The organism is Pseudomonas sp. NPDC087598 (assembly GCF_044743525.1).
Classification (GTDB): Bacteria; Pseudomonadota; Gammaproteobacteria; order Pseudomonadales; family Pseudomonadaceae; genus Aquipseudomonas.
The window spans coordinates 342214-367311 of the sequence record NZ_JBIUWQ010000001.1 but is presented as its reverse complement, the minus strand read 5'-3'; the positions used below and the strand labels follow the sequence as shown (position 1 = coordinate 367311).

The window sequence follows — 25098 nt, the reverse complement described above, 5'->3', positions numbered from 1 at the left end:
TCTTCCCAAGACACAGGTCATCTCCTTCGCGATGAGCAATGTGTCTATTAAAAAGTGTCCACCATGTGTCCGAACACCTGTCCACCATGTGTCCGGTACATACAGGGAGAGGGCTAGGGTGAGGGGCTCTTCTGCTCTTAATCCACAGTTTCAAGCTGCCGCCGCAACCCCTGAGAGTTCTGCACCGACATCGGAATCGGCGGAAAATCCTCATTCAGCACACACAAATGCTCGATCGCATCGGCAAATTGAACATCGGCTTTACGGCGTAAAGCGCGATAGTGCTCAAACTGTTCAGAATCCAGCTGCCCGCTTTCGAGCAGCTCATGAGCCGCTCGATTCAGCGCCTGCGCTTCTTCGAACAATTGACGATTGCGTTCCAGGGCCAAAGCCCTGCAAGCCTTGATTTGCGCAGGAGTCGAGCATTCTTTCATGGCGGTGACCTTACTGTTCAATGATTCCTTTTCATGGGCGAAACGCCGCAGGGGAACCGAACCTGCCGGGCCCCGCCGGGTGCGTCCGGCGGGGGTTATGGTTGTGACCGCTGGCCATCGCCGAGAGATCCATTTTTTTTGCGGAAGATTTTTATCCCCCGGAAACCCGTGTGGGGGATTTGTTTTTGCGTTGTTCGTAGCGCGCCAGAATCGGCTGGGTACTGATCCCGTGCAGCAAAATGCTCAAGGCCACGACCGAGAGCGTCAGGTCCGTACACAGCGCCGCCACCGAACCGTCGAGGCCATGATTCAAGGCATAAAACAGATAGAAAAGACTGCCGATACCACGAATGCCGAACCAGCCGATCAACAGCCGTTGCCGTCCTTCCAGCAGCGAGCCCCACGGCATCAGCGCCACGCACACCGGACGAATCACGCCGAACAGTACAGCGCCGACCAGCAGCGCCCGCCAGTCCCAATGCGTTACGAGAACCACGCCGAGCAGCGTCACCAGAAACACCTCCATGGCGCGTTCAACGAGGCTGCCGAAGGACAACATGTCGCCCATCATGATCCCGGCAGCGACCTGACTGACCTCCAGCCGCTCGGTATCGCCGTGTACGGCATGTTGCGGCTCAACGTTCTGATGACCCACCACTGGCTGAACCAGGTGTTCAGCCGGTGGTTGGCCGGCGCCGGTGGATTTCACTTCTTCCTGACGCAGACCGAGCCCCGCGGCAAACACCGAGAGAAACCCGTAGCCACCGATGGCCTCGGCCACCACATAGGCCAGGGCGATCAGGGCCAGCGCCAGGTAATCATTGGGGCTCAGCGTGCTGTCGTCGTTGCGAATACGCATGGACAACGTCAAGCGCCCGATGCCTCGACCCATCCAGTAGCCGGTCAATAACCCGGCGGGCACGGCCCACAACAGGCTGCGCAGGATCCAGTCCGGCCACTCACTGGAATGCCCGGAGCCGTCGAGCAGCAACAGGCCGAGCAGTACGAAGGGAAAGGCAATGCCGTCATTGAGTCCCGCTTCACCGGATAAGCCAAAACGCACGCTGTCGACATCCCGCGCATCGTTGACTTGCACCAGCGCTGCCAGCACCGGGTCGGTCGGTGCCAGAATCGCGCCGATCAGCAACGACGGCCCCCACGCCAGTTGCAACCCCCAGTGCAGCAGCAGACAGACGCCCGCGATGGTCAACACCATCACCGGGCCTGCCAGGCCAAACGCGATACGCCAACGCTTGTCACGCAGCGGCAGACGCAACTTCAGCCCGCAGACAAACAGCGAAAACAGCACCGCGACTTCGGTCAGGTGCTCCATCCACAATGAGGCGTGTTCCAGAGGCAATTTCAGCAGGTCGAGGCCGCTGGGGCCGATACCGATGCCCAGCAGCAAGCACACAGCGGAAGTGGTCACGGGCATCCAGCGCAGATACGACGAGGTCAGTGCCAGCGTCAGCAGCACCGCACCGAGCACCGCGACCCACACCACAAAACTCATGATGCGCCGCCCGCGCAGGTTTCAACGGACGGCACAGGCACCACGTCTCGACGTCCAATGAATGAAAAGTTTGATAATAGGCGTAGACATGATGACTTCCTGACCCTGCGGACCGGTTGGGCACTTAAAGGTATGGAGAGTCGCCAGAGGGCCGGGTTCACTTTATTTACCGAACCCGTAACCGTGTGGGAGCTGCCGCAGGCTGCGATCTTTTGATCTTGAAACCAACATCAAAAGATCGCAGCCTGCGGCAGCTCCTACACAAGCTTGTGGATCAAACCCGCAACTGAATCTGCCGCCCCAACACATCCATCACATCACAGCCATCGCGCAGCAACATCGCCGCCGCGTGCGCCAGTTGCTGCACATCGGCGCCCTTGGCCGAGGTGATATCAAGACTGGCCAGGCTTTCCATCATCTGCGTCACCGCCAGAAACCGACTCGCCGCACTGGCGTGCAACACATCCAGCGGAGCCTCGGTGGAGACAAGCAGTACGGGAATGCTGTCTTCGTTATGCGTCATCGAAAGGTGCGAATTCATGCTTCACCCCCAGCGCGTGCGGCGTGCAAACCATCGACCGATGCCTGCACCAATGCGCGTGCAGTGCCGAGCATTTGTTGGCTGGCCCAGCGCAAGGAGCCGCTGTGTTCCGGGCGGGTGGCGGTGGGGGCTTGATGGGCGAGGGCTTCGGCGCAACTGAGGTAGACCGTGGCGTGTTCGAGGGCGTCGAGTAACGGGACGCCGGGTTGAACGGCGAAGAGGTGGTGGGCGACGTGGTCGCAGGGGGTGAAGGGGATTGAAATCGTGGTTGGATCGGTCATCGGTGCATCTCCCAGGAATTGGAGTTGCCACGAAATCGCCGTCAAACGAATTGGGTGGCAACTGTACGCGGGTTGACGGACCGGTCCTAGGAACCCGGCGCACTCGAAAGCGCCCCACGCACAGCTGCCATTGAGCTGCGCAAAGGACCTAGGGAAACACCGAGCCGTCAAACCCGATCACGAATGAGTCGTGACGGACGCGAGGATAGGGAGTGAGGGCAGACCCGTCAACCGCCGCAATCCTTGCGGGATGACCACAAATCATTGTGGGAGTGGGCGTCAGAGCATCGGTTTGCCACCGGTCACGCCGTAGCGCTGGCCAGTGATGTAACTGGCTTCGTCCGACGCCAGCAGCACATAGATCGGCGCCACTTCCACTGGTTGGCCGGGACGGCCGAGCGGAGTTTGCGCGCCGAAGTTCTGCACCTCTTCATCGGGCATGGTCGAAACGATCAGAGGCGTCCAGATCGGTCCCGGCGCCACGCAGTTCACACGAATCTCCCTGGGCCCAAGCATTTGCGCCAAACCGCCGGTGAAGTTGGCGATCGCGCCTTTGGTGGTGGCGTAAGCGAGCAGAGTGGGTTTGGGCATGTCCGAGTTGATCGAACTGGTGTTGATGATCGAAGACCCGGGCCGCATGTGTTTGAGCGCTGCCTGGCACAAGCGGAAGATCGCGGTGATGTTGACGTCGAAGGTCATCACCCATTCGTCATCGGGAATCTCTTCAAAGTTTTCGTGGGTCATCTGAAACGCGGCATTGTTGACCAGCACGTCGATGCGCCCGAAGCGTTCGACGGTCTTGTCGACCAAGGCCTGGCACTGTGCTTTTTGCGCGATATCGCCGGGCAGCAACAGGCACTGGCGTCCGGCCTGTTCGACCCAGCGTGCGGTTTCCTCGGCGTCTTCGTGTTCGTTGAGGTACGCCACGGCAACATCCGCGCCTTCGCGGGCAAAAGCGATGGCCACCGCGCGGCCGATGCCGCTGTCTGCGCCGGTGATCAGGGCAATCTTGCCTGCAAGTCGGCCGGAGCCCACGTAGCTTTGCTCGCCGCAATCGGGGTACGGCTCCATCTTGCGTTGCGAACCGGGAACGGCTTGCGCCTGGGTGGGGAAGGGTGGTTTTGGATAATCGGTCATGGTCGGTCTCCGGGGTCATGGCAGGTATGGGCGGTTGACCCGGGTCGTTTGCCGTGAGTTCGATCGGATGTGCGATGGCGAATCGCTGTTGAGCGCTGAAAACAACGTGGCAGTGACCAGGTCGCGAGGCCGATAGATCTTTGCTGCAACTGTTGCCCAGCCAACACCTACCCGACAAACAACCCTCCAGCAAAACACCTCCGCACCCCCTCAAGCGCAGTCAATCCGGGCGTTTCGCGGCTGGCACGCTTGCTGCTCTGGGTTACTCATCTCCCGAACGTCCCGAGGACATGCCAATGAGTCAGCAAGCCGTGAAATTTGCCTACTGGGTGCCGAACGTCAGCGGTGGGCTGGTGGTCAGCAAGATCGAACAGCGCACCGATTGGGGCATCGAGTACAACCGCAAACTGGCGCAAATCGCCGAATCGGCCGGGTTCGAATACGCGCTGACGCAGATCCGTTTCACCGCCGGTTACGGTGCCGAGTTTCAGCACGAGTCCGTCGCGTTCAGCCACGCCTTGCTTGCGGCGACCAGCAAACTCAAGGTGATTGCGGCGATTCTGCCCGGCCCTTGGCAACCGGCGCTTGCCGCCAAGCAACTGGCAACCATCGATCAACTCACCAACGGCCGGATTGCGGTGAATATCGTCAGTGGCTGGTTCAAGGGCGAGTTTCAGGCCATCGGCGAGCATTGGCTGGAACACGATGAGCGTTATCGTCGCTCGGAAGAGTTCATCCGCTCGCTGCGTGGTGTCTGGAGTCAGGACAACTTCAGCTTTCGCGGCGACTTTTACCGTTTCGACAATTACACCCTCAAACCAAAACCGCTGGGCCGTCCGGAAATCTTTCAGGGCGGCAGTTCGCGTGCCGCGCGGGACATGGCAGCGCGGGTCTCCGACTGGTATTTCACCAATGGCAACAGCGTCGAGGGGATCAAGGCGCAGGTTGATGACATTCGTCAAAAAGCGGCGGCCAATCATCATTCGGTGAAAGTCGGCGTGAACGCCTTTGTCATCGCCCGCGACACTGAAGAGGAAGCCCGGTCGGTGCTCGCGCAAATCATTGAACAGGCCGATCCCGAAGCGGTGAATGCTTTTGGCGACGCGGCGAAACAGGCGGGCAAGGCATCACCGGAGGGTGAGGGCAACTGGGCGAAATCGACGTTCGAGGATCTGGTGCAATACAACGATGGTTTCAAGACCAATCTGATTGGTACGCCGCAACAGATTGCCGAGCGAATCGTCGCGTTGAAAGCGGTGGGTGTGGACCTGGTGCTGGCGGGTTTCCTGCACTTTCAGGAGGAAGTGGAGTATTTCGGCAAGCGGGTGTTGCCATTGGTGCGTGAACTGGAGGCCGAAAAAACCACCGCAGCAGCCTGAACACTGAAAATCCATGTGGGAGCGAGCCTGCTCGCGAAAGCGGTGTGCCAGTAACAACTATCGTTACTGATACGACGACTTCGCGAGCAGGCTCGCTCCCACATTTGCTATCACTGTGAGGTTACAGACCGAGGTCGGACAGTCCCGGGTGATCATCCGGACGTCGGCCCAGTGGCCAGTGGAACTTGCGTTCACTTTCCTTGATCGGCATGTCGTTGATGCAGGCGTAACGCTGGAACATCAGACCGTTGTCATCGAACTCCCAATTCTCGTTACCGTAGGAGCGGAACCAGTTGCCCGAATCGTCGTGCCATTCATACGCGTAACGCACGGCGATACGGGTATCGGAGTAAGCCCAGAGTTCCTTGATCAAACGGTAATCCAGCTCTTTTGCCCACTTGCGGGTCAGGAAGGCTTTGGCTTCTTCGCGGTTGTGGGCGAACTCGGCGCGGTTACGCCATTTCGTGTCGAGGGTGTAGGCCAGCGAAACTCTTTGCGGATCACGGGAATTCCAGCCGTCCTCAGCCAGACGAACTTTCTCGATGGCCGATTCACGGTTGAAGGGGGGCAATGGCGGACGCACCTGGGCTGCAGTAGACATAGTCAGTCTCCCGAAAAAGTTAACGTTTAAACAACGGGTCAGGCTTATTAAGGCGTTACAGGTCCAATAACTTTCGCGCCATGCATTGCGCATTATCGGCGGCACTGTGATCACCCATCACAAGCGCTACGGTAATGGCGCCGTCAATCAGGATCAGCAGCTGTTTGGCCAGCAGTTGCGGATCTTCGGCGCCATGTTCGGTACACAGCTCGCCCACGTAGTCGAGCAGCTTCTGTTTGTGGTCTTTGGCGACCTGGCGCACCGGGTCCTGTGGATCACCGGTTTCGCCGCTGGTGTTGATGAAGGCACAGCCACGGAAACCTTCCGAGGCAAACCAGCCCTTGAGTACGGTGAACAGGTTGAGCAGGCGATCGGCCGGGGTTTCGGCCTGATCGACCGCGCTTCGGTACCAGTGCATCCAGCGCACGTCGCGGCGTTGCAGGGCGGCGACGGTCAGTTCTTCCTTGTTGGCGAAGTAGCGGTAGATGCTTTTTCTGGAGACGCCGGCGGTCTTCACCAGAAGATCCATGCCGGTGGCCGCGATGCCACTTTTGTAGATCAGCTTTTCGGTGACATCGAGAATGATGTCGCGGGTCGAGGTGTCAGTGATTTCGTTCATGTGGCGAACAGTAGAACGATCGTTCTCCTTGGTCAAGCGTTGATTTTTAAATTGCTTTCGCGAGCAGGCTCGCTCCCACAGGGGGATGCATTTCAAATGTGGGAGCGAGCCTGCTCGCGAAGAGGTCATTACAGACACTGACAAGACCCGAAGGATGCGATGGTGTAAGCTCTCGGGTTCTTCGGATTCGACCCATTGCGAGCCCTATGCCGTTGCTTTTCAAACGTTCTCTGCTGCCTAAACTGCGCAGCTTCCCGCTGACCGCCGAGGCCGTGACCATTCTGTCCGGCGCCGCCGAGTTCCGTCGTTGCCTGCTGGAGAAAATCGCCACGGCGACCCAGCGCATCTACATCGTCGCGCTCTATCTGCAGCAAGACGAAGCCGGTCAGGAAATCCTCGATGCCTTGCACGCCGCCAAACTCAAGCGTCCCGAGCTGGAAATCGCTGTGGTGGTCGACTGGCTGCGTGCGCAGCGCGGGCTGATCGGCGCCGGCAAACAACCGGGCAATTCGGCGTGGTATCAGGAAATGACTCGCACTCACCAAAGTGAGGTGCCGGTCTACGGCGTGCCGGTGCAGACCCGCGAACTGTTCGGTGTTCTGCACTTGAAGGGTTTCGTGATCGACGATTGCGTGGTGTACAGCGGCGCAAGCCTGAACAACGTCTACCTGCACAAGTTCGACAAGTACCGTTTCGACCGCTATCACGTCCTGCAAAGCCGCGAACTGGCGGATTCGATGCATCACCTGGTCAAGCATGGCCTGATCGAATCGAAAGCCGTGCATCGCCTCGATCTGCCAAACCTGCCGACCACGCGCAGCCTGCGCAACGACATTGGTGATCTGCGCAGCCGCCTCAAATACGCCACTTACGACACCGCTAACGGCAGCACAGCCAGAGACGGTCTGTCGGTCAGTCCATTGCTCGGCGTGGGCAAGAACAATCCGTTGAACCGGGCGATTCTCGAACTGATCGCCAGTGCGCAACAACAACTGACCATTTGTACGCCGTACTTCAACCTGCCGCTGGGAGTGATCCGCGAGGTCAACCGCGCCCTGGCGCGTGGGGTGAAGATCGACATTGTGGTCGGCGACAAGACCGCCAACGACTTCTACATTCCGCCGAGTGAGCCATTCAAGGTGATCGCGGCGTTGCCGTATCTGTACGAAATCAGTCTGCGCCGCTTCGCCAAACGGCACCAGCGCAACATCGACAGCGGCCAGTTGAACCTGCACTTGTGGCGTGATGGCGACAACACCTATCACCTCAAGGGCATGTGGATCGATCAGCGCTATACGCTGCTGACCGGCAATAACCTCAATCCACGGGCGTTCCGACTGGATCTGGAAAACGCGCTGCTGATTGATGATCCGAAAGGCGAATGGCTGGAGCCACGCGCGAAGGAACTGGAGGAGATTTTCCGGCATACCACGCGGATCAGCAGTTTTCAGAATCTGGAGACGCTGCCGGAGTATCCGAGCGGTGTGGCGAAGTTTCTCAAGCGTGTGAGTCGGGTGCGGATCGAGCGGTTGCTCTACCGGATTTTGTAATGCTTCAGATTATGTTGTGCGGCTGAAAATGCCTTCGCGAGCAGGCTCGCTCCCACAGTTGGAATGCATTCCATTGTGGGAGTGAGCCTGCTCGCGATGGGGCCTTAACAGACGCTACAAAAACTTAGTTCAGACCCAACTTGCCACGCAATGTGGACAGGTCTTCCGCCAGTGTATTCACCGGCCCAACCAGCGCCTTGCGGTCGTTATCCTTCACCTTGTCATACGTCTCGAAACCACCGTCCTTGGTCTTGTACTTGGCCAGGATCTTGTCGACGGTGGCAAAGTTCTTGTCGACTTTGGCGACGAAAGCCTTGTCCTGTTTCTCGATCTGCGGACGGAACAGGTCGACGATTTTCTTCGCGCCGTCGATGTTGCCCTGGAAGTCATAGAGGTCGGTGTGGCTGTAACGGTCTTCTTCACCGGAAATCTTCGTCGCGGCGACTTCTTCCAGCAGCGCAGCAGCACCGCCGACGACTTTCTCAGGCGGGAAGGTCAGGCCGGCCACGCGGGTCTGCAGGTCTTTGACGTCGCTGTCGAGCTTGTCAGCCAGTTCATTCAGACCCTGGGTGCTTTTCTCCGAGAACAGCGAATATTCGATGCGGTGGAAGCCGGTGAAATCATCCGCTTTCACGCCTTTCTCATGGTCGTCGACGCGGGAGTCGATGGACGCATCAAGGTCACTGAACAACTCGGCAATCGGCTCGATCGACTCGTAATACACGCGGGTCGGTGCATAGAGTTTCTGCGCAGTGGCCAGATCACCTTTCTTCACCGCGTCGGTGAACTGCTGGGTGTGGCTGGCCAGTTCGTCGAGCTGTTCGGTGACGTAAATCTTGTAGTCCGAAACCGGCCCGACCAGATCCAGCGGTGCGGTCGCGGCGAACGCCGACAGCGGGGTGTTGAGCAAACCAAGGGTCAGCAATAACGCGAGTGGCGTCTTTTTCATGGGGGCGGCTCCAGTGTTTAGATTGTTTTATGCAGCGGTTTTCGGTTGTGTGGCGTTGAGCAGCGAGCGACCGATAAAGTCCTTGTCGCCCGTGACACCCGGCAGGGTGAAGAAGTAACCGCCGCCGACCGGTTTGAGGTACTCCTCAAGCGGTTCGCCGTTGAGGCGGGTCTGCACGGTGATAAAGCCTTTTTCCAGATCGGCTTGGTAACAGATGAACAGCAGGCCCATGTCGAGCTGGCCGTTCTTGTTGACGCCGTTGGAGTAATTGAACGGCCGGCGCAGGATCAGGTTGGCCTGCGTCGCGGCGGTGCGCGGGTTGGCCAGACGGATGTGCGCGTCGAGTTTGGTCAGCTTGCCTTCAGGGTCTTTGCTGTAATCCGGGACTTCACTTTCATGGTTGCCGCCCATGGGCGCGCCAGTGGTCTTGACTCGGCCGAGGATGCTTTCCTGTTCCTGCAACGGCGTACGATCCCAGCGCTCGACGAAGTTGCGGATGATCCGCACCGCTTGATAGCTGCCGTGGGCCGCCCAGGCGGGTTCATCGCTGCCGGGTTGCACCCAGACGAGGCGATCCATGGCTTTGGCGTCGTTGGAATCGGGGTTGGCCGAACCGTCGCGGAAACCGAGAAAGTTGCGTGCCGATTGCGCCGGCACGCCGGGTTTCGCCGGGGCTTGCGGCGGCACACTGCCTTCCTGTTTCCAGCGCACCAGCAGCAGGTCCGGCAGGTTCTTCACGATGTCGCGCAGGGCGTGAATGTTGGTGTCGGCGGTGTTGGAGCAGAACTGCAAGCTCAGGTCGCCGTGGCAGCAATCGGCTTCCAGCGCATCGTTGGGGAAACCGACCATGCGTTGCAGGCGTTTTGGTTTGGCGTCGGCCAGGCCGAAGCGCTCGTCGAACAGCGATTCACCCACCGACACGGTGATGGTCAGGTTGTCCGGGGTGACGACCGGGCCGAGGATGCCGGAGTCCGGCGGCGGCAGTTTCGGGTCGATCTGCGCCACCGGGCCGCCCTTCATCAGGAAAGCGATGCGTTCGTTGAGCGTGCGGAACAGCCGCTCAAGGTCTTCGCGATCACTGGCCAGCACGTCGAACGACACGAACATGCCGGAGGCCGGGCGCGGGGTGACGATGCCGGTTTGATGCACACCGTGGAAATCGTGGCGGTCTTCAGTCTTGTCGCTGCTCGGCGCTTCGGTGACTTGCGCAGGCGCTGCGGCCATGGCCGGGCAGCTCAGGGCCGAACCGGCGAGGGCGACACCAGCGGCGCCCATGCCCATCAGGACACGGCGACGTTGCAGGTTGAGTTGTTCGGAATCTTTCATCGGTACTCGTCTTCTGCTTACAGGCCGGAGAGGCCGAGGGCGGGATCAATGCCATCCAGTGCGTCGGCCAGGGCCTGAGCCTTGTCGGCGATCTGCTTGCGTTGTTCGCCGCTGACAGTGTCGTAAGTGGCGTAGCCGTCCTTGACCTTGAAGCTGTTCAGTTGGTTGTCGAAATCCGCCAGTGCCTGATCGATTTTCGGCAACAGATCGGCGGCGGATTTGCTCAGCATCGGCCGCAGCAACTCGACAACTTTGTGAGCGGTTTCGGCATTCGCGGCAAAACCGTTGAGATCGCTGTGGCTGTAGCGCTCTTCTTCGCCGCTGGCGGCGCGCACGTCGGCGAGGGTGTTGAGGTTGCGCACCACGATGTTGACCAGTTGCTCCGGTGGCAGCGTCTGCGCGAGCAGTTGCTGCTTGAGCGTGGTGACGTCGCTCAGCAAGCGCTGCGAAACGGCAGCGAGTTCGTCGAGTTTGCGTTGCTGGAACAATGCGTATTCGAGACGGTGGAAGCCAACGAACGCCGGATCCTGCTCGCGCTTCTCGAAATAATCGGCTCGGGCGTTGATGCTGTTGTCCAGTTCCGCCAGGCGCTGCGCGGCCGGGGCCAAACGTTGATAGGCCGCACGCGCCGGCAAGTACAACGCCTGCGCCTGGCTCAAGTCACCGCTTTCAATCGCCTGATTAAGCGCGGTGACGGCTTTGATCAGCGCGCTACCCTGGCTGGCCAGATACACGCGGAATTCCGACAGCGGCCCGACGAAGGCGACCATCGATGGTTTGGCCTTGGCGGCCGCATCGGAAGCAGCGGTCGGCGTCACGTGCAGGGTGCCGCGCGGATTGCTCAGCAGGCCGCAGGTGATTGCGTAGTCGCCGGGTTGCAGGTTGGCGTTGATCACCTGGCTCAGGCCCGGCGCAATGTTTTCGCGCTCTTCGACCACCAGCACGCCGTCGAGAATTTCCCATTCCACGGCACGGTCGGAACGGTTGACGATGCGGAAACTGGCGCGCCCGGCCGGCACCGTCAGTGCGTTCGGCTCGCAACTGCCCGGATGAATGTTGACCACCACTTCGTCATGGTTGAGCTGGCGCTTGGCCGCGGCCATTTTCGAGGCGTAGTAGAACAGGCCACCGGCTGCGATCATCACGACCACCGAACCGGCCACCGCCCAGCGCAAGGCGCGGGGAGGGGAGGCCTGAGGGGTATTAGGCTTTGACATGGATGCCCTTATTGGCTGGAAACGGAAGACGATTTGGCTGCTTTCGAGGCAACCGGCGCGGCGGGATAGAAGAACATCACCAGCGCCACGACGAGATAGATCAGGTACGCGCCCAGGGTGCTGACGGTCGGCGCATCCTGATAACCGAACATTCCGGCCAGCACCGAGCCCAGCGGGCCGTCCATCGGTAACGTTGCGCTGAAATCGAACAGCACGGTTTGCAGGTGATTCCACAGGCCGGCTTCGTGCAGGGCCTGCACCGAGTTGGCGAGAATCCCGGCGGCGACGACGAGAATGAACAGCCCGGTCCACTTGAAGAATGCCGAGAGGTTCAGGCGCATGCTGCCGCTGTAGATCAGGAAGCCTACGATGATCGCCAGAATCAGGCCGAGCAGGGCACCGATCGGCGCGCCCGGGCCTTCGCTTTGCTGGAACACCGCGAGCAGGAAGAACACCGTTTCCAGACCTTCGCGAGCGACGGCGAAGAAGACCATGGCGATCAGCGCGATCACCTGATGTCTGGAGGAGGTCAGCGCCTGATCCAGCGAGGCTTGCAGCGAATGTTTGATCGACCGTGCGACCTTGCGCATCCAGAACACCATAGAGCTGAGAATGCCCACGGCCACCAGCCCGACAATGCCTTCGAACAACTCCTGCTGTTTTTGCGGGAATTCGGCGCTGACCAGTTCCAGGCCACCACCGACCAGCAGGGCCAGCGCAGCGGCGAGAAACACGCCGATCCACACGGCGGGCATCCATTGGCCACGGCCGGTCTGTTGCAGGTAGCTGGCGATGATGCCAACGATCAGCGCGGCTTCAATGCCTTCGCGCAGCATGATCAGAAAGGGAACGAGCATTCGACATCCAGTAAGTCATTCGAAGAGGTTACAAGTTGTAACATAATGACACTCATTCTCACATGACATTCATTGACATGAACCTGAACGCTAGCTGAACAACCTGTTTTTTCCCCTGCACAGAAACCTGTGGGAGCGAGCCTGCTCGCGAAGGCGGCGTATCAGGCGAGATCTCTTTGCCTGTGCCAGCGCTTTCGCGAGCAGGCTCGCTCCCACAAGGGAACTGTGTCGGGTTTGGGGTAAGATGCCTGCCACTCAAAAACAACAGGAATAGCCGAGTTCCATGTCGGAAAAAGACACCATCGCCGTGCAACTGGTGCGTGAAGCGCTGCTGCAAAGTTGTGCCCCGGGCGTGGCCACGGAAGACGCCTTGAACAAGATCGGCATCGATCCGGCGCTGTTGCAAAGTGAGAATGGCCGGGTGCCGGCCTCGCAGTACGCCAGGCTCTGGCGTTTGCTCGCACGGCGTGGCGATGACGAGTTCTTCGGCATGGATCCGCGCCGGCTCAAGTCCGGGAGTCTGGAGTTTCTCTGTCGCAGTGCCATGGCCCAACCGACGCTGGCCGCAGGCCTCAACACAGGGCTGACATTCCTCTCGCTGATGCTGGAAAAAATGCCCGCACAACTGGTGCATCAGCAGAGCCTCGCGGAAATCGTCCTGCTTGAAGACGATCCGCAGCCACGCCGCGCTTTCACCTATTTCACCTATTGGATGATTGTCCACGGCGTGGCCTGCTGGCTGGCCGGGCGGCGGATTCCGATTCTGGCCATCGAACTGCGTTGCCCGGCGCCGGAGTTCACTGACGACTATCGGGTGATGTTCTCGGAAAACCTGCGTTTTGATCGGCCGCGCACGCGGATGATTTTCTCCGCCGATTGCCTCGATCTGCCGATCAAACGCAGCGCCGAAGAGCTCAAGCGCTTTCTGGCTCACGCGCCGGCGAACATTCTGGTGAAGTACCGCGACCCGGAAAGCCTCGCCAGTCGGATCAAACAGGACTTGCGCCAGTTGCCCGCCGAGCAATGGCCGGAAACCGAGGCGCTGGCGCAGCAACTGTGCATGTCGGCCTCGACTTTGCGTCGGCGGCTGGCGGAGGAAGGGCAGACCTATCAGGGGCTCAAGGACAGCGTGCGCAAGGAACTGGCGATTGTCTGGCTGGCGGAGCCTTCGATCAGTTTTGTCGAAATTGCGGCGCGGCTGGGGTTTGCTGATGCCAGTTCGTTCTACAAGGCGTTTCGCAAGTGGTCGGGGTCGAATCCGGGGCATTACCGTACGTTGATCCTTAACGAAGCAGTCTGATCCGGATTTTGTAGTGATTGATCCGGCCTCTTCGCGAGCAGGCTCGCTCCCACAATTTGCAATGCACTCCCCTGTGGGAGCGAGCCTGCTCGCGAAAGCGTCCGCTCAGGCGCCACATGATCTGCACCCTGGCCAAACCAGTCAGCCACTTTGATGGCTTTGACCATTGCCCCAAGTCTGCCGCAGCGCGACTATCCCTCTGTTGTTTACGGTTCCCCAACCTAATAAAAACACAGAGGGATTCTGGCAATGCGCGATTACTTGTCTGCCACCAAACAGTTCAACTATCAGCACACCGTGGACGCCGCACTCAGCGGCACGCTTGAAGCACTGAACGCCTGCGTCGAATGCTGCGACCGCCATGCCTTGCCCGGGCGCATCGCGCTGTTCTGGGAGGGTCGCGACGGCGCCAGTGCGACGTACACCTTCAGCGACCTGCAGGACAAAGCCGCGCGTTTTGCCAATTTCCTCCTCGCCCAAGGCGTGCAGAAGGGTGACAAGGTCGCCGGTCTGCTGCCGCGCAATATCGAATTACTGATCACCGTGTTCGCCACCTGGCGCATCGGCGCGGTGTATCAACCGCTGTTCACCGCGTTCGGCCCTAAAGCCCTCGAACATCGCCTGAACAGTTCCGGCGCCAAAGTCGTGGTGACCGACGCGGTCAACCGGCCAAAACTTGCGGAAGTTGCCGATTGCCCGACCCTGGTCACCGTTGGCGGCGCCAAGGGCCAGGGCATTGTTCGTGGCGATTACAGTTTCTGGGCCGAGTTGCCCAACCATTCCAACGTCTGCGAACCGGTGCTGCTCACCGGCGAAGACCCATTCCTGCTGATGTTCACCTCGGGCACCACCGGCCCGTCGAAAGCGCTTTCGGTGCCACTCAAAGCCATCGTCGCCTTCCAGAGCTACACCCGCGACGCGGTTGATCTGCGTCCGGAAGATGCGTTCTGGAACGTTGCCGACCCGGGTTGGGCCTACGGCATCTACTTTGGTGTGACCGGGCCATTGTCGATGGGCCATCCGATCACCTTTTACGATGGCCCGTTCACCCTCGAAAGCACCTGCCGGGTGATCAACAAGTACGGCATCAGCAACCTCACCGGTTCACCGACGGCGTATCGCTTGCTGATTGCCGGCGGTGATGAGTTCGCCAAGTCGATCAAGGGCAAGCTGCGCATCGTCAGCAGCGCCGGCGAGCCGCTGAACCCGGAAGTGATCCGCTGGTTCGCCGACAACCTCGACGTGGTGATTCACGACCATTACGGCCAGACCGAGCTGGGCATGGTCCTGTGCAACCACCACGGCCTCGATCACCCGGTGCATGTCGGCGCAGCCGGTTTCGCCTCGCCGGGGCATCGCATCGTGGTGCTCGACGATCAGTACAACGAACTCGGCGTCGGCCAGCCCGGCATTCTCGCCATCGACCGTCCGCAATCACCGATGTGCTGGTTCGGCGGCTATCAGGGCGCACCGACCAAGGCCTTCGTCGGCGATTACTACCTGAGTGGCGACACCGTGGAGTGGAACCCGGACGGCAGCATCAGCTTCGTCGGCCGTAGTGACGACGTGATTACCACTTCTGGCTACCGGGTCGGCCCGTTCGATGTCGAAAGCGCATTGATCGAACACCCCGCCGTGGTCGAAGCGGCGGTGGTCGGCAAACCCGATCCGGAGCGCACCGAACTGGTCAAAGCCTTTGTCGTGCTCAGCGCGCAATACCGTGCGGCGCCGGAGTTGGCCGAAGAGCTGCGCCAACATGTGCGCAAGCGTCTGGCCGCGCATTCATACCCGCGTGAAATCGAATTTGTCAGCGAATTGCCCAAGACCCCGAGTGGCAAATTGCAGCGCTTTATCTTGCGCAACCAGGAAATCGCCAAAGCTCAAGAGGCCGCGGCGAAGAACGTTTCAGCTTGAATCAGGAAGTACAGTCATGCAGATCGAAAACAAGGTTTTTATCGTCACCGGCGGCGCATCCGGCCTCGGTGCCGCCACCGCTGAATTGCTGGTCAGTGCCGGCGCCAAAGTGATGCTGGTGGACATGAACGCTGAAGCCGTCGCCGCTCAGGCCCAGCGTTTGGGCGCGCAGAGTGTGGTGGCCGAGATCAGCAATGAAGCCGCTGCCGAAGCCGCCGTGCAAGCGACCGTCAACGCCTTTGGCAGCCTCAACGGTCTGGTCAACTGCGCTGGCATCGTCCGTGGCGAGAAAATCCTCGGCAAGAACGGCCCGCATGCACTGGCCAGTTTTGCTCAGGTGATCAACGTCAACCTGATCGGCAGCTTCAACATGCTGCGTCTGGCCGCTGCCGCCATCGCTGAGTCCGAGGCGAATGCCGACGGCGAGCGTGGCGTGATCATCAACACCGCTTCGGTGGCAGCGTTCGACGGTCAGATCGGTCAGGCAGCCTATTCCGCATCGAAAGGTGCGATCGCCAGCCTGACCCTGCCGGCCGCCCGTGAACTGGCGCGCTTCGGCATCCGCGTGATGACCATCGCCCCGGGGATTTTCGAAACCCCGATGATGGCCGGTATGACCCCGGAAGTACGCGACTCGCTGGCCGCTGGCGTACCGTTCCCGCCGCGTCTGGGCAAGCCTGCCGAGTACGCCGCGCTGGTTCGGCATATCATCGAAAACAGCATGCTCAACGGCGAGGTGATCCGTCTTGACGGTGCCTTGCGCATGGCCGCCAAGTAAGGAGGATTTGTCATGACTATTTCCAACGATCCGATTGTTATTGTCAGCGCCGTCCGCACCCCGATGGGCGGCTTTCAGGGCGAACTGAAAAGCCTTACCGCGCCACAACTCGGCGCCGCCGCGATCAAGGCTGCGGTTGAACGCGCCGGGGTCGCCAGCGACGCGGTCGACGAAGTGCTGTTCGGTTGCGTGCTGCCCGCCGGCCTCGGCCAGGCACCGGCGCGGCAAGCGGCACTGGGCGCCGGGCTGGATAAATCGACCCGCTGCACCACCGTCAACAAGATGTGTGGCTCGGGCATGGAAACCACGATTCTGGCCCACGACATGCTGGTCGCCGGCAGCGCCGATGTGGTGATTGCCGGTGGCATGGAAAGCATGTCCAACTCGCCGTATCTGCTCGATCGTGCCCGCGCCGGTTACCGCATGGGCCATGGCCGCGTGCTCGATTCGATGTTCCTCGACGGCCTCGAAGACGCCTACGACAAGGGCCGCCTGATGGGCACTTTTGCCGAGGACTGCGCCGAAACCAATGACTTCAGCCGCGAAGCGCAGGACGCTTTTGCCATTGCTTCGACCACCCGCGCACAACAGGCGATCAAGGACGGCAGCTTCAAGGACGAAATCGTCCCGCTGACCGTGACCGTTGGCAAAGAGCAGGTGCTGATCAGCAACGATGAACAGCCACCGAAAGCCAAACTCGACAAGATCGCCTCGCTGAAACCGGCGTTCCGTGAAGGCGGCACGGTAACGGCGGCGAACTCCAGTTCGATCTCCGACGGCGCTGCGGCTTTGCTGCTGATGCGTCAGTCGCAGGCGCAGAAACTCGGTCTGAAGCCGCTGGCGGTGATTCATGGTCATGCAGCATTTGCCGACACTCCGGGGCTGTTTCCGGTGGCGCCGATTGGCGCGATCAAGAAACTGATCAAGAAAACCGGTTGGTCGCTGGGCGACGTTGATCTGTTCGAAGTCAACGAAGCGTTCGCCGTGGTCGGCATGGCGGCCATGACCCACCTGGAAATCCCCCACGACAAGCTCAACGTACACGGCGGCGCCTGCGCGCTGGGCCATCCGATTGGCGCGTCGGGTGCGCGGATTCTGGTGACCTTGCTGTCGGCACTGCGCCAGCGCAACCTCAAGCGCGGGATCGCGGCCATCTGCATCGGCGGCGGCGAAGCGACGGCCATGGCCGTGGAATGCGTTTACTAACGCTGACACTGGACCCTGTGGGAGCGGGCTTGCCCGCGATGGCGGTGGGTCAGCCAGTCAATATGTTCACTGACACGGCCCCATCGCTGGCAAGCCAGCTCCCACAGGGTTTAGTGTTGTCACCGGATTTTAAGGATTTGCCATGATTCCCAATGACGACCAACAACAGATCCGCGACATGGCCCGGCAGTTTGCCGAGGAACGCCTCAAGCCGTTCGCCGCCGAGTGGGATCGTGAACACCGTTTCCCCAAGGAGGCCATCAGCGAGATGGCCGAGCTGGGCTTTTTCGGCATGCTCGTGCCGGAGCAGTGGGGCGGTTGTGACACCGGCTACCTGGCGTACGCCATGGCCCTGGAAGAAATCGCTGCCGGCGACGGCGCCTGCTCGACGATCATGAGCGTGCACAACTCGGTGGGTTGTGTACCGATCCTCAAGTTCGGCAACGACGACCAACGCGAGCGCTTCCTCAAGCCGCTGGCCAGTGGCGCGATGCTCGGCGCGTTTGCCCTGACCGAACCGCAGGCCGGTTCCGATGCCAGCAGCCTGAAAACCCGAGCCCGCCTTGAAGGCGATCACTACGTGCTGAATGGCTGCAAACAGTTCATCACTTCCGGGCAGAACGCAGGGATCGTCATCGTATTTGCGGTGACCGATCCGAGTGCCGGCAAGCGCGGCATCACTGCGTTTATCGTGCCGACCGATTCGCCGGGCTACAAAGTCGCTCGCGTCGAAGACAAGCTCGGCCAGCACGCCTCGGACACCTGCCAGATCCTCTTTGAAGACGTCAAAGTCCCGGTCGCCAACCGTTTGGGTGAGGAGGGCGAAGGCTACAAAATCGCCCTGGCCAACCTTGAAGGTGGCCGCGTCGGCATCGCCTCGCAATCGGTGGGCATGGCCCGCGCCGCGTTTGAAGCGGCGCGTGATTACGCCCGTGAACGCGACACGTTTGGCAAGCCGATCATCGAGCATCAAGCCGTGGCGTTCCGCCTCGCCGACATGGCCACGCAAATCGCTGTCGCCCGGCAAATGGTGCATTACGCCGCCGCGTTGCGTGACAGCGGCCAGCCGGCGTTGGTCGAGGCATCGATGGCCAAGCTGTTCGCTTCGGAAATGGCCGAGAAGGTCTGTTCGATGGCGTTGCAAACCCTCGGCGGTTACGGTTACCTCAACGACTTCCCGCTGGAACGCATCTACCGCGACGTGCGCGTCTGCCAGATCTACGAAGGCACCAGCGATATTCAGCGCATGGTCATCTCGCGCAATCTTTGAGAAGGAATCTGAATTCATGACTTACGAAACCATTCTGCTGGAATCCCACGGCCGCGTTGGCCTGATCACCCTGAATCGCCCGCAGGCGCTGAATGCCCTGAATGCGCAACTGGTCAGCGAAGTGAACCACGCCCTCGATGGCCTGGAAGCCGATGCGAATATCGGTTGCATTGTGCTCACCGGTTCGAAAAAAGCCTTCGCCGCCGGGGCTGACATCAAGGAAATGGCCGAGCTGACCTACCCGCAGATCTACATGGACGATCTGTTCAGCGACAGCGACCGCGTGGCCAACCGGCGCAAGCCGATCATTGCTGCGGTCAACGGCTTTGCCCTGGGTGGCGGCTGTGAACTGGCGTTGATGTGCGACTTCATTCTGGCCGGCGACAACGCTAAATTCGGTCAGCCGGAAATCAACCTCGGCGTGCTGCCAGGCATGGGCGGCACCCAGCGCCTGACCCGTGCAGTCGGCAAGGCCAAAGCCATGGAAATGTGCCTGAGCGGGCGCATGATCGATGCGGTGGAAGCCGAGCGTTGCGGCATCGTTGCGCGGATCGTGCCGAGCGATGAATTGCTGGAGGAAGCGCTGAAGGTGGCGGCAGTGATTGCCGGCAAGTCGCTGCCGATTGCGATGATGATCAAGGAAAGCGTGAATCGTGCGTTCGAGGTCAATCTGACTGAAGGCGTGCGCTTCGAGCGCCGGGTGTTCCATGCGGCGTTTGCCACGCAGGATCAGAAAGAAGGGATGGCAGCGTTTGTGGCCAAGCGCACGCCTGAGTTTCAGGGTAAGTGATGTAGCAGTCTTGCTGACGCCATCGCTGGCAAGCCAGCTCCCACAATATCTTCGGTGTACAAAACATTTGTGATCGACCGAAAACCCTGTGGGAGCTGGCTTGCCAGCGATGCTTTAAAAATCAAAAGATCGCAGCCTGCGGCAGCTCCTACACCACACTCCCTGTAGGAGCTGCCGCAGGCTGCGATCTTTTGCTTTTAGAGCTGATAGTTCTTCAGCTCCCGCGCAATCACCATCCGCTGTATCTCGCTCGACCCTTCATAAATCTGCGTAATCCGCGCATCGCGGTAGTACTTCTCGACCGGATAATCCTCCAGATACCCATACCCGCCATGAATCTGAATCGCCGACGAGCAAACCTTCTCGGCCATTTCCGAAGCAAACAGTTTGGCTTGCGAAGCCTCTGACAGACACGGTTTGCCCGCCGTGCGCAGCCGCGCCGCGTGCAGAATCATCAAGCGCGCCGCGTTCAGTTGCATGTGCATGTCGGCCAGCAAATTGGCGATGCTCTGGTGTTCGTTGATCGGTTTGCCGAACTGGATACGATCACGCGAATAAACCAGCGCCGCTTCGAACGCCGCACGGGCGATGCCCAACGCTTGTGCGGCGATGCCGATGCGGCCGCCTTCAAGGTTGGACAGGGCAATCGCCAGACCCTTGCCGCGCTCACCGAGCAGATTGGCCTCGGGAATGCTGCAGTTGTTCAGCGTCACCGCGCAGGTGTCAGAGGCGCGGATGCCCATCTTGTGTTCTGTGCGATCAACAATGAAACCGGCGGTATCGGTCGGTACCAGAAACGCCGAAATGCCTTTCTTGCCGAGATCCGGATCAGTCACCGCAAACACGATCGCCAGTTTCGCCCGTTTGCCGTTGCTGACAAATTGCTTGGCGCCGTTTATCACCCACTGGCCGTCACGCAATTCGGCGCGGGTGCGCAGGTTGTGCGCTTCGGAACCGGCCTGTGGTTCAGTCAGGCAGAAGCAACCGATGGTTTGCCCGCTGGCCAGATCCGCCAGCCAGGTCTGTTTCTGTTCTTCGCTGCCGTAGTTGAGCACCGGGCCGCAACCGACCGAGTTGTGAATGCTCATGAACGCGCCGGTCGCGCCGTCGCCGGCAGAAATCTCTTCGACCGCCAAGGCATACGCCACGTAGTCGACGTAAGTACCGCCCCATTCTTCCGGCACGACCATGCCGAGCAGGCCCAGTTCGCCCATCTTCGCGACGAGCGCGTCATCGATCCAGCCAGCCTTTTCCCAGGCCTGTGCGTGGGGCGCGATTTCGCCACGGGCAAAATCCCGGGCCATGTCGCGGATCATCACTTGTTCTTCAGTCAGTTCGAGATCGTGCATGGCTCAGCTCCCGCTCTCATCAAAACCGTGAAAGAAACTCGCGACCTGCGCAGCGTCCAGCGCGGCGAGGGTCGGCGGGTTCCAGCGAGGTGTCTTGTCTTTGTCGATCAGCAGGGCGCGCACGCCTTCGATCAGATCGCCGCGTTCGAACCACTGGCGATCCAGATGCAGCTCCAGGGCGAAGCAGTGTTCCAGGCTCAGGTGACGGCCGCGACGGAGCATTTCCAGGGTCACGGCCATGGCCAGCGGCGAACGGGTTTCCAGCAGATCAGCCGTGGTGGTCGCCCATTCATGGCTATCAGCAACAGTGACGGCGCGCAGTTGCTCAACCATGCTCGGTACATCCGGCAGGGCGAAGAAGTGGTCGATGGCCGGGCGCAAGGCTTCCAGTGGCGCATCGGGCAAGGTTTGCACGGCGTGTTTGGCCAGCAGATTTTGCAGAGCCTTGAGCGGCGTGTCCTGCCATTCCATCTGATCGAGTTTTTCGTCGAGCAGCGCCAGTTTGCTGCTGTCCAGATACCAGTCGGCGAGGCCGCAATACAACGCATCGGCCGCACGAATCTGCACGCCGCTGACCCCCAGATAAATGCCCAACTCGCCGGGAATGCGCGGCAGGAAATAGCTGCCACCAACATCCGGGAAATAACCGATGGCCACTTCCGGCATCGCCAGTCGGCTCTTCTCGGTGACTACGCGCAGATCTGCGCCTTGCACCAGGCCCATGCCGCCGCCGAGGACAAAACCGTCCATCAACGCCAGCACCGGTTTGCGGTAATGATGAATCGTCAGGTCGAGGGCGTATTCCTCGATGAAGAAATCTTCGTGCAGCGTGTCGCCGCTTTTGAAACTGTCGTACAGGGAACGAATGTCGCCACCGGCGCAGAAAGCTTTTTCACCGGCACCGCGCAGCACGACGGCCTGCACATTGGCATCGCTCGCCCAGGCGTCGAGCTGCTGTTGCAGCAGGCGCACCATGTCGAGGGTAATGGCGTTGAGACCGGCGGGGCGGTTGAGGGTGAGGTGACCGATGTGGTTGCGAACCTCGGCCAGCACTTCGTTTTGCGTGGCATCCATGGACACAGTCCGCGGGGATGAAGCCTGAGCAGTCATCACTAACTCCCTGCTTTTATTGTCTTTATTCGAGAAGCTCGCGCGCGAGCGTTAGTCGATCGTAACAGTGCAAATTTGCCATGTACAACGGGGATATGTGCAGGGGCTGTCTGCGTTTTTACCTTAGATACAAATCGCCTTTGTGGCGAGGGAGCTTGCTCCCGCTCGGCTGCGTAGCAGTCGTAAACCGGGTTGTGCGATTTGTCTGGAAAAATGCCGGGGGCCGCTTAGCGCCCCAGCGGGAGCAAGCTCCCTCGCCACAAGAGGTACGGGCAAGTTATTGAGTGAAGACTTCGCCGATGCTGCGGCGCTTGGCGTGCATTCCGCTGGCGTGGATCAATTGCTCAAGATCCTCAGGGGTGATGTCGATGAAGGCCTCCATGTCCGCCAGTGCGAGTTTCAGGTCTTCAGCGGTGATCGCCTGACTGTCGACCGGTGCCACCGCTGGAACGGGATCGGCAGGGCGTTTCGGATAACGAATGCGAGTCAGATTGTTGTAGGTCAAGGCGCTGAGCAGCATGCACGCAGCGCCGAGCATCACCGGTCCCATCGCTGTCCAGTCCATGGCGACCGTCGCCGGATCTGCCAAAACCAACGTCAACGCCAAAGCCCCGGCCGGTGGATGCAGGCAACGCAGCCAGCACATCAGAATCAGCGCCATGCCCGCCGCCAGGCAAGCGCTGCCCAAAGTGCGGCCGAGCACTTGGGCCACCAGCAACGCGACAACCCCGGCACACAAGTAACCGCCGAGAATCGACCACGGCTGGGCCAGCGCACCGGACGACACGGCGAACAGCAACACCGCCGAAGCACCCAACGGACCGATCAGGTGATAAGCCACCTCATGACCGAACACCTGCGCGCACAACCAAACGCTGAACAGCGTGCCCAGCGCCATGCCAATGGCGGCACGGCTCCATTCGGTGGGGCGGGTGTTGATGGCGGCGGGCAACCAGCGAGCGAGCATGTAGATCCGTTCCTGTAAAAAATCCGGGCAAAAAAAAGGACTGTCCGGCAATCCGGAAAGCCCTCGAAGTGTTCCAACATTGGGGGAGGAACGTGCACAGTGTGCCGATCAATCACGATGCTGACAAATTCATATTAATGCAGTTTCAGTGCACTATTTTTGAATTGAAGCGACACGCCGCCCGCTGACGAAACACAGATAACCACCCAACGCCGCCAGTGCACTGAGCGCATAGAACATGCTCGGCGCCGGCGTGTGCATCAGCAGAAACCCGCACATCACCGGACTCGCCGCACCGCCGAGTGCCGCCAGGTTCTGCGCGCCGTAGTAGCTGCCGCGCAGTTCCTCCGGGGCCAGCGTGTCGACGAAAAGAAAGTCTGCCGGGTAAATGATCATCTCGCCCAGGGTGAAGATGAACATCGCCACGCACCAGCCAACAAGGCTGTCAGCCAGGCTGAAACCGATCAGCCCGACGATGAACAACGCGGTGCCACCGGCAATCCAGTGGCGCAGATGTTCGCGTTTGAGTAAGCGACCGACCTGGTATTGCAACAGGATCACCGTGATCGCGTTGCAGGCGAGCAGGGCAGCCATGGTGTCCAGCATCTGTTGCTGGGTGTGGGTCACCAGCAGATATTGCGAGAGGTACAACGTGAAGCGCCCGTGGACCAACGTGCTGAGCAGACAACCGAGGGTAAACAGGATCATCGTGCGGTCGTTCTTGAGGATGATCAGCGTATTCAAAAAGCTTTGTGGCTGGTTGACCGGCGAGATCGGGCTGGCCTCTCTGCCGGCGCCGAGCAGCAGAAAAATGCTGCCAATGGCAATCGCGCCCGCAACGATGAAGGGCGCGGAGGGCTGGATGCCGGCAATCACCACGCCGATCATCGGTCCAACCGCGTAACCGATATTGGTCAGCGTGTAATTCAGCGAGAACGCCTTGACCCGCTGGCCGACCGGCAGGTTTTCACTGAGGATCGCCTTGGAGCAGATCAGGAACAGCGCCGAAGCGGTTTCGCTGACGATCAGCACCAGCGTGACCAGATACAGGTTTTGCGCGAAGGTCAGCAGGATCAGGCCGATGCCGCTGGAGAGCATCGTCACGATCAGCAATTGGCGCTTGTCCAGCTTGTCGATGATGTAGCCGCCGTACAGCGACAACAGCGTTGCACTGAACACCGCGATGCCCAGCAGCAGGCCGACGTCCTGCGGGTTGAGGCCGAGTTTGTTGCTGAGAAACAGGGTCAGCAGCGGACTGATCAGGGCACGGCTGACAACGACGGTCAGCGAGCTGATCATCAGTCGGCGAATGAAGCGCGAGTAGGTGGCCACGAAGAGGTCAACGTCCTTATTTCAAATACGAGGGGCGCGCCGTCATCCTCCCCGGCTCTCGCCCGGCGGTCAACCTGACACACCCGACATGTGGATGCGTCCCTGTAGGAGCTGTGGTGGATTTCAGGGGAGGGGCAGGCGCATTGCGCAGCGTCGTTCGCCGGGGAAGCCGTGGGCGATTTCGCTTTGCAGGGCGCTCAGCAGATGTGGCGGCGTGTCCTGGCGGGTGAGCACGGCGAACCCGAGGCGCTGATAGAACGGCGCATTCCATGGCAGGTCGCGGAAAGTGGTCAGGGTCACGGCCTGCAATTGCATTCGGCGCGCCTGTTCAATTACCGCCAACACCAGCGCACGCCCCATGCCTTGTCCTTGAAAATCCTGACTCACCGATAGCTCTTCAATGTGCAATTGATTGTCGATTTCCAGCGCCCGAAGAAACCCGGCCAATGGCTGGCCGGCACTTTCCACCACCCAAACGCACATCTCCTCGATGGCTTGCACATGCTGCTCAACGCCAGGCACTTCAGCGTCGGCGAGCCAGGCGAGGGCAGGGTCGCGACGAAACAGTTCGGCGGCCGAGCGTTCGATAGCGGGAAGGGCGGCCGCGTCAGCAGGGCTGGCGCGGCGGACGATGTAAGTCATGTGGTGAAAAATCCTGTCATGCACAAGGCCGACAGA

General features: G+C 60.2%; 24 protein-coding genes. 8 read left to right on the top strand and 16 right to left on the bottom strand.

The features are described 5' to 3' along the window. Nucleotides 1-137: 137 nt before the first annotated feature. The 5 genes from ACIOWE_RS01525 to ACIOWE_RS01505 all read right to left on the bottom strand — a co-directional run bounded on the left by ACIOWE_RS01525 (nt 138) and on the right by ACIOWE_RS01505 (nt 3906). The gene (locus tag ACIOWE_RS01525; RefSeq protein WP_401386494.1) at nt 138-434 is read right to left on the bottom strand and encodes a hypothetical protein; all 297 of its coding nucleotides are present in this window, start codon (nt 432-434) and stop codon (nt 138-140) included. A gap of 151 nt (nt 435-585) precedes the next feature. Further along, nucleotides 586-1947 (bottom strand): cation:proton antiporter, encoded by a 1362-nt coding sequence (locus tag ACIOWE_RS01520; protein ID WP_401386446.1) that lies wholly within the window; start codon nt 1945-1947, stop codon nt 586-588. A 274-nt stretch (nt 1948-2221) separates the two neighbouring features. Continuing rightward, on the bottom strand, nt 2222-2488 hold the full coding sequence (locus tag ACIOWE_RS01515) for a short-chain dehydrogenase (protein ID WP_201233451.1): 267 nt from the start codon (nt 2486-2488) through the stop codon (nt 2222-2224). Beyond that, nucleotides 2485-2769, bottom strand: a complete 285-nt coding sequence (locus tag ACIOWE_RS01510; protein ID WP_401386442.1) for a DUF3077 domain-containing protein — start codon at nt 2767-2769, stop codon at nt 2485-2487. The genes ACIOWE_RS01515 and ACIOWE_RS01510 overlap by 4 nt, the downstream gene beginning before the upstream one ends. Nucleotides 2770-3048: 279 nt before the next feature. Next, nucleotides 3049-3906, bottom strand: a complete 858-nt coding sequence (locus ACIOWE_RS01505) for a glucose 1-dehydrogenase (protein ID WP_401386439.1) — start codon at nt 3904-3906, stop codon at nt 3049-3051. Nucleotides 3907-4202: 296 nt separating this feature from the next. Here ACIOWE_RS01505 and sfnG point away from each other — a divergent pair, with 296 nt between their 5' ends. Continuing rightward, nucleotides 4203-5285: a dimethylsulfone monooxygenase SfnG gene (sfnG, locus tag ACIOWE_RS01500; protein WP_401386436.1), complete on the top strand. Its 1083-nt coding sequence runs from the start codon at nt 4203-4205 to the stop codon at nt 5283-5285. A gap of 121 nt (nt 5286-5406) precedes the next feature. Here sfnG and ACIOWE_RS01495 read toward each other — a convergent pair whose 3' ends face one another. Together ACIOWE_RS01495 and ACIOWE_RS01490 are read right to left on the bottom strand one after the other, a co-directional pair. Then, nucleotides 5407-5886, bottom strand: a complete 480-nt coding sequence (locus ACIOWE_RS01495; RefSeq protein WP_401386433.1) for a DUF1348 family protein — start codon at nt 5884-5886, stop codon at nt 5407-5409. A gap of 55 nt (nt 5887-5941) precedes the next feature. Continuing rightward, nucleotides 5942-6505, bottom strand: coding sequence for a TetR/AcrR family transcriptional regulator (locus ACIOWE_RS01490; protein WP_401386431.1), 564 nt, complete (start codon nt 6503-6505; stop codon nt 5942-5944). Nucleotides 6506-6711: 206 nt separating this feature from the next. On the opposite strand from ACIOWE_RS01490, the gene pssA reads away from it, so the two are divergent. Then, nucleotides 6712-8055, top strand: coding sequence for a CDP-diacylglycerol--serine O-phosphatidyltransferase (pssA, locus tag ACIOWE_RS01485; protein ID WP_401386428.1), 1344 nt, complete (start codon nt 6712-6714; stop codon nt 8053-8055). A gap of 124 nt (nt 8056-8179) precedes the next feature. Here the strand turns inward: pssA and efeO (ACIOWE_RS01480) are convergent, their stop codons facing one another. Genes efeO (ACIOWE_RS01480) through efeU form a run of 4 tightly spaced genes read right to left on the bottom strand, consistent with a single transcriptional unit; the run spans nt 8180 to nt 12404 of the window. After that, nucleotides 8180-9004: an iron uptake system protein EfeO gene (efeO, locus tag ACIOWE_RS01480; protein ID WP_201238200.1), complete on the bottom strand. Its 825-nt coding sequence runs from the start codon at nt 9002-9004 to the stop codon at nt 8180-8182. 27 nt (nt 9005-9031) lie between these two features. Then, complete coding sequence (efeB, locus tag ACIOWE_RS01475) at nt 9032-10330, bottom strand: iron uptake transporter deferrochelatase/peroxidase subunit (protein WP_401386425.1); 1299 nt, start codon at nt 10328-10330, stop codon at nt 9032-9034. Nucleotides 10331-10347: 17 nt separating this feature from the next. After that, nucleotides 10348-11547 carry an iron uptake system protein EfeO gene (gene efeO, locus ACIOWE_RS01470; RefSeq protein WP_401386422.1) on the bottom strand — a complete coding sequence of 400 codons (1200 nt, stop codon included), beginning with the start codon at nt 11545-11547 and terminating at the stop codon, nt 10348-10350. 8 nt (nt 11548-11555) lie between these two features. Beyond that, the gene (gene efeU / locus ACIOWE_RS01465) at nt 11556-12404 is read right to left on the bottom strand and encodes an iron uptake transporter permease EfeU (protein WP_401386419.1); all 849 of its coding nucleotides are present in this window, start codon (nt 12402-12404) and stop codon (nt 11556-11558) included. 283 nt (nt 12405-12687) lie between these two features. On the opposite strand from efeU, the gene ACIOWE_RS01460 reads away from it, so the two are divergent. From ACIOWE_RS01460 to ACIOWE_RS01435, 6 genes are all read left to right on the top strand, one after another. After that, the gene (locus ACIOWE_RS01460) at nt 12688-13704 is read left to right on the top strand and encodes an AraC family transcriptional regulator (protein ID WP_401386417.1); all 1017 of its coding nucleotides are present in this window, start codon (nt 12688-12690) and stop codon (nt 13702-13704) included. Nucleotides 13705-13953: 249 nt separating this feature from the next. Further along, entirely contained in the window at nt 13954-15618 is a 1665-nt protein-coding gene (locus ACIOWE_RS01455; RefSeq protein ID WP_401386414.1) for an AMP-binding protein, read from the top strand. 16 nt (nt 15619-15634) lie between these two features. Then, nucleotides 15635-16396 (top strand): SDR family NAD(P)-dependent oxidoreductase, encoded by a 762-nt coding sequence (locus tag ACIOWE_RS01450; RefSeq protein WP_401386411.1) that lies wholly within the window; start codon nt 15635-15637, stop codon nt 16394-16396. 12 nt (nt 16397-16408) lie between these two features. After that, nucleotides 16409-17602 (top strand): acetyl-CoA C-acyltransferase, encoded by a 1194-nt coding sequence (locus tag ACIOWE_RS01445; RefSeq protein WP_401386408.1) that lies wholly within the window; start codon nt 16409-16411, stop codon nt 17600-17602. 142 nt (nt 17603-17744) lie between these two features. After that, nucleotides 17745-18872, top strand: coding sequence for an acyl-CoA dehydrogenase (locus ACIOWE_RS01440; protein ID WP_401386405.1), 1128 nt, complete (start codon nt 17745-17747; stop codon nt 18870-18872). Between the two features lie 16 nt (nt 18873-18888). Continuing rightward, entirely contained in the window at nt 18889-19662 is a 774-nt protein-coding gene (locus ACIOWE_RS01435) for an enoyl-CoA hydratase (protein ID WP_401386402.1), read from the top strand. 197 nt (nt 19663-19859) lie between these two features. On the opposite strand, the gene ACIOWE_RS01430 is transcribed toward ACIOWE_RS01435, so the two are convergent. The 5 genes from ACIOWE_RS01430 to ACIOWE_RS01410 all read right to left on the bottom strand — a co-directional run bounded on the left by ACIOWE_RS01430 (nt 19860) and on the right by ACIOWE_RS01410 (nt 25062). Beyond that, nucleotides 19860-21011, bottom strand: a complete 1152-nt coding sequence (locus ACIOWE_RS01430; RefSeq protein WP_401386399.1) for an acyl-CoA dehydrogenase family protein — start codon at nt 21009-21011, stop codon at nt 19860-19862. A 3-nt stretch (nt 21012-21014) separates the two neighbouring features. After that, on the bottom strand, nt 21015-22121 hold the full coding sequence (locus ACIOWE_RS01425; RefSeq protein WP_401386396.1) for an enoyl-CoA hydratase/isomerase family protein: 1107 nt from the start codon (nt 22119-22121) through the stop codon (nt 21015-21017). 277 nt (nt 22122-22398) lie between these two features. Then, nucleotides 22399-23088 carry an HPP family protein gene (locus tag ACIOWE_RS01420; protein ID WP_401386393.1) on the bottom strand — a complete coding sequence of 230 codons (690 nt, stop codon included), beginning with the start codon at nt 23086-23088 and terminating at the stop codon, nt 22399-22401. A gap of 153 nt (nt 23089-23241) precedes the next feature. Continuing rightward, nucleotides 23242-24420 carry an MFS transporter gene (locus ACIOWE_RS01415; RefSeq protein ID WP_401386390.1) on the bottom strand — a complete coding sequence of 393 codons (1179 nt, stop codon included), beginning with the start codon at nt 24418-24420 and terminating at the stop codon, nt 23242-23244. Between the two features lie 123 nt (nt 24421-24543). Next, on the bottom strand, nt 24544-25062 hold the full coding sequence (locus ACIOWE_RS01410) for a GNAT family N-acetyltransferase (RefSeq protein ID WP_401386387.1): 519 nt from the start codon (nt 25060-25062) through the stop codon (nt 24544-24546). Nucleotides 25063-25098: the final 36 nt, after the last annotated feature.

Bases quoted from the DNA above. Each gene is read 5' to 3' on its own strand.
- ACIOWE_RS01525 (WP_401386494.1), bottom strand. From the start codon at position 434: ATGAAAGAATGCTCGACTCCTGCGCAAATCAAGGCTTGCAGGGCTTTG.
- ACIOWE_RS01520 (WP_401386446.1), bottom strand. From the start codon at position 1,947: ATGAGTTTTGTGGTGTGGGTCGCGGTGCTCGGTGCGGTGCTGCTGACG.
- ACIOWE_RS01515 (WP_201233451.1), bottom strand. From the start codon at position 2,488: ATGAATTCGCACCTTTCGATGACGCATAACGAAGACAGCATTCCCGTA.
- ACIOWE_RS01510 (WP_401386442.1), bottom strand. From the start codon at position 2,769: ATGACCGATCCAACCACGATTTCAATCCCCTTCACCCCCTGCGACCAC.
- ACIOWE_RS01505 (WP_401386439.1), bottom strand. From the start codon at position 3,906: ATGACCGATTATCCAAAACCACCCTTCCCCACCCAGGCGCAAGCCGTT.
- sfnG (WP_401386436.1), top strand. From the start codon at position 4,203: ATGAGTCAGCAAGCCGTGAAATTTGCCTACTGGGTGCCGAACGTCAGC.
- ACIOWE_RS01495 (WP_401386433.1), bottom strand. From the start codon at position 5,886: ATGTCTACTGCAGCCCAGGTGCGTCCGCCATTGCCCCCCTTCAACCGT.
- ACIOWE_RS01490 (WP_401386431.1), bottom strand. From the start codon at position 6,505: ATGAACGAAATCACTGACACCTCGACCCGCGACATCATTCTCGATGTC.
- pssA (WP_401386428.1), top strand. From the start codon at position 6,712: ATGCCGTTGCTTTTCAAACGTTCTCTGCTGCCTAAACTGCGCAGCTTC.
- efeO (WP_201238200.1), bottom strand. From the start codon at position 9,004: ATGAAAAAGACGCCACTCGCGTTATTGCTGACCCTTGGTTTGCTCAAC.
- efeB (WP_401386425.1), bottom strand. From the start codon at position 10,330: ATGAAAGATTCCGAACAACTCAACCTGCAACGTCGCCGTGTCCTGATG.
- efeO (WP_401386422.1), bottom strand. From the start codon at position 11,547: ATGTCAAAGCCTAATACCCCTCAGGCCTCCCCTCCCCGCGCCTTGCGC.
- efeU (WP_401386419.1), bottom strand. From the start codon at position 12,404: ATGCTCGTTCCCTTTCTGATCATGCTGCGCGAAGGCATTGAAGCCGCG.
- ACIOWE_RS01460 (WP_401386417.1), top strand. From the start codon at position 12,688: ATGTCGGAAAAAGACACCATCGCCGTGCAACTGGTGCGTGAAGCGCTG.
- ACIOWE_RS01455 (WP_401386414.1), top strand. From the start codon at position 13,954: ATGCGCGATTACTTGTCTGCCACCAAACAGTTCAACTATCAGCACACC.
- ACIOWE_RS01450 (WP_401386411.1), top strand. From the start codon at position 15,635: ATGCAGATCGAAAACAAGGTTTTTATCGTCACCGGCGGCGCATCCGGC.
- ACIOWE_RS01445 (WP_401386408.1), top strand. From the start codon at position 16,409: ATGACTATTTCCAACGATCCGATTGTTATTGTCAGCGCCGTCCGCACC.
- ACIOWE_RS01440 (WP_401386405.1), top strand. From the start codon at position 17,745: ATGATTCCCAATGACGACCAACAACAGATCCGCGACATGGCCCGGCAG.
- ACIOWE_RS01435 (WP_401386402.1), top strand. From the start codon at position 18,889: ATGACTTACGAAACCATTCTGCTGGAATCCCACGGCCGCGTTGGCCTG.
- ACIOWE_RS01430 (WP_401386399.1), bottom strand. From the start codon at position 21,011: ATGCACGATCTCGAACTGACTGAAGAACAAGTGATGATCCGCGACATG.
- ACIOWE_RS01425 (WP_401386396.1), bottom strand. From the start codon at position 22,121: ATGACTGCTCAGGCTTCATCCCCGCGGACTGTGTCCATGGATGCCACG.
- ACIOWE_RS01420 (WP_401386393.1), bottom strand. From the start codon at position 23,088: ATGCTCGCTCGCTGGTTGCCCGCCGCCATCAACACCCGCCCCACCGAA.
- ACIOWE_RS01410 (WP_401386387.1), bottom strand. From the start codon at position 25,062: ATGACTTACATCGTCCGCCGCGCCAGCCCTGCTGACGCGGCCGCCCTT.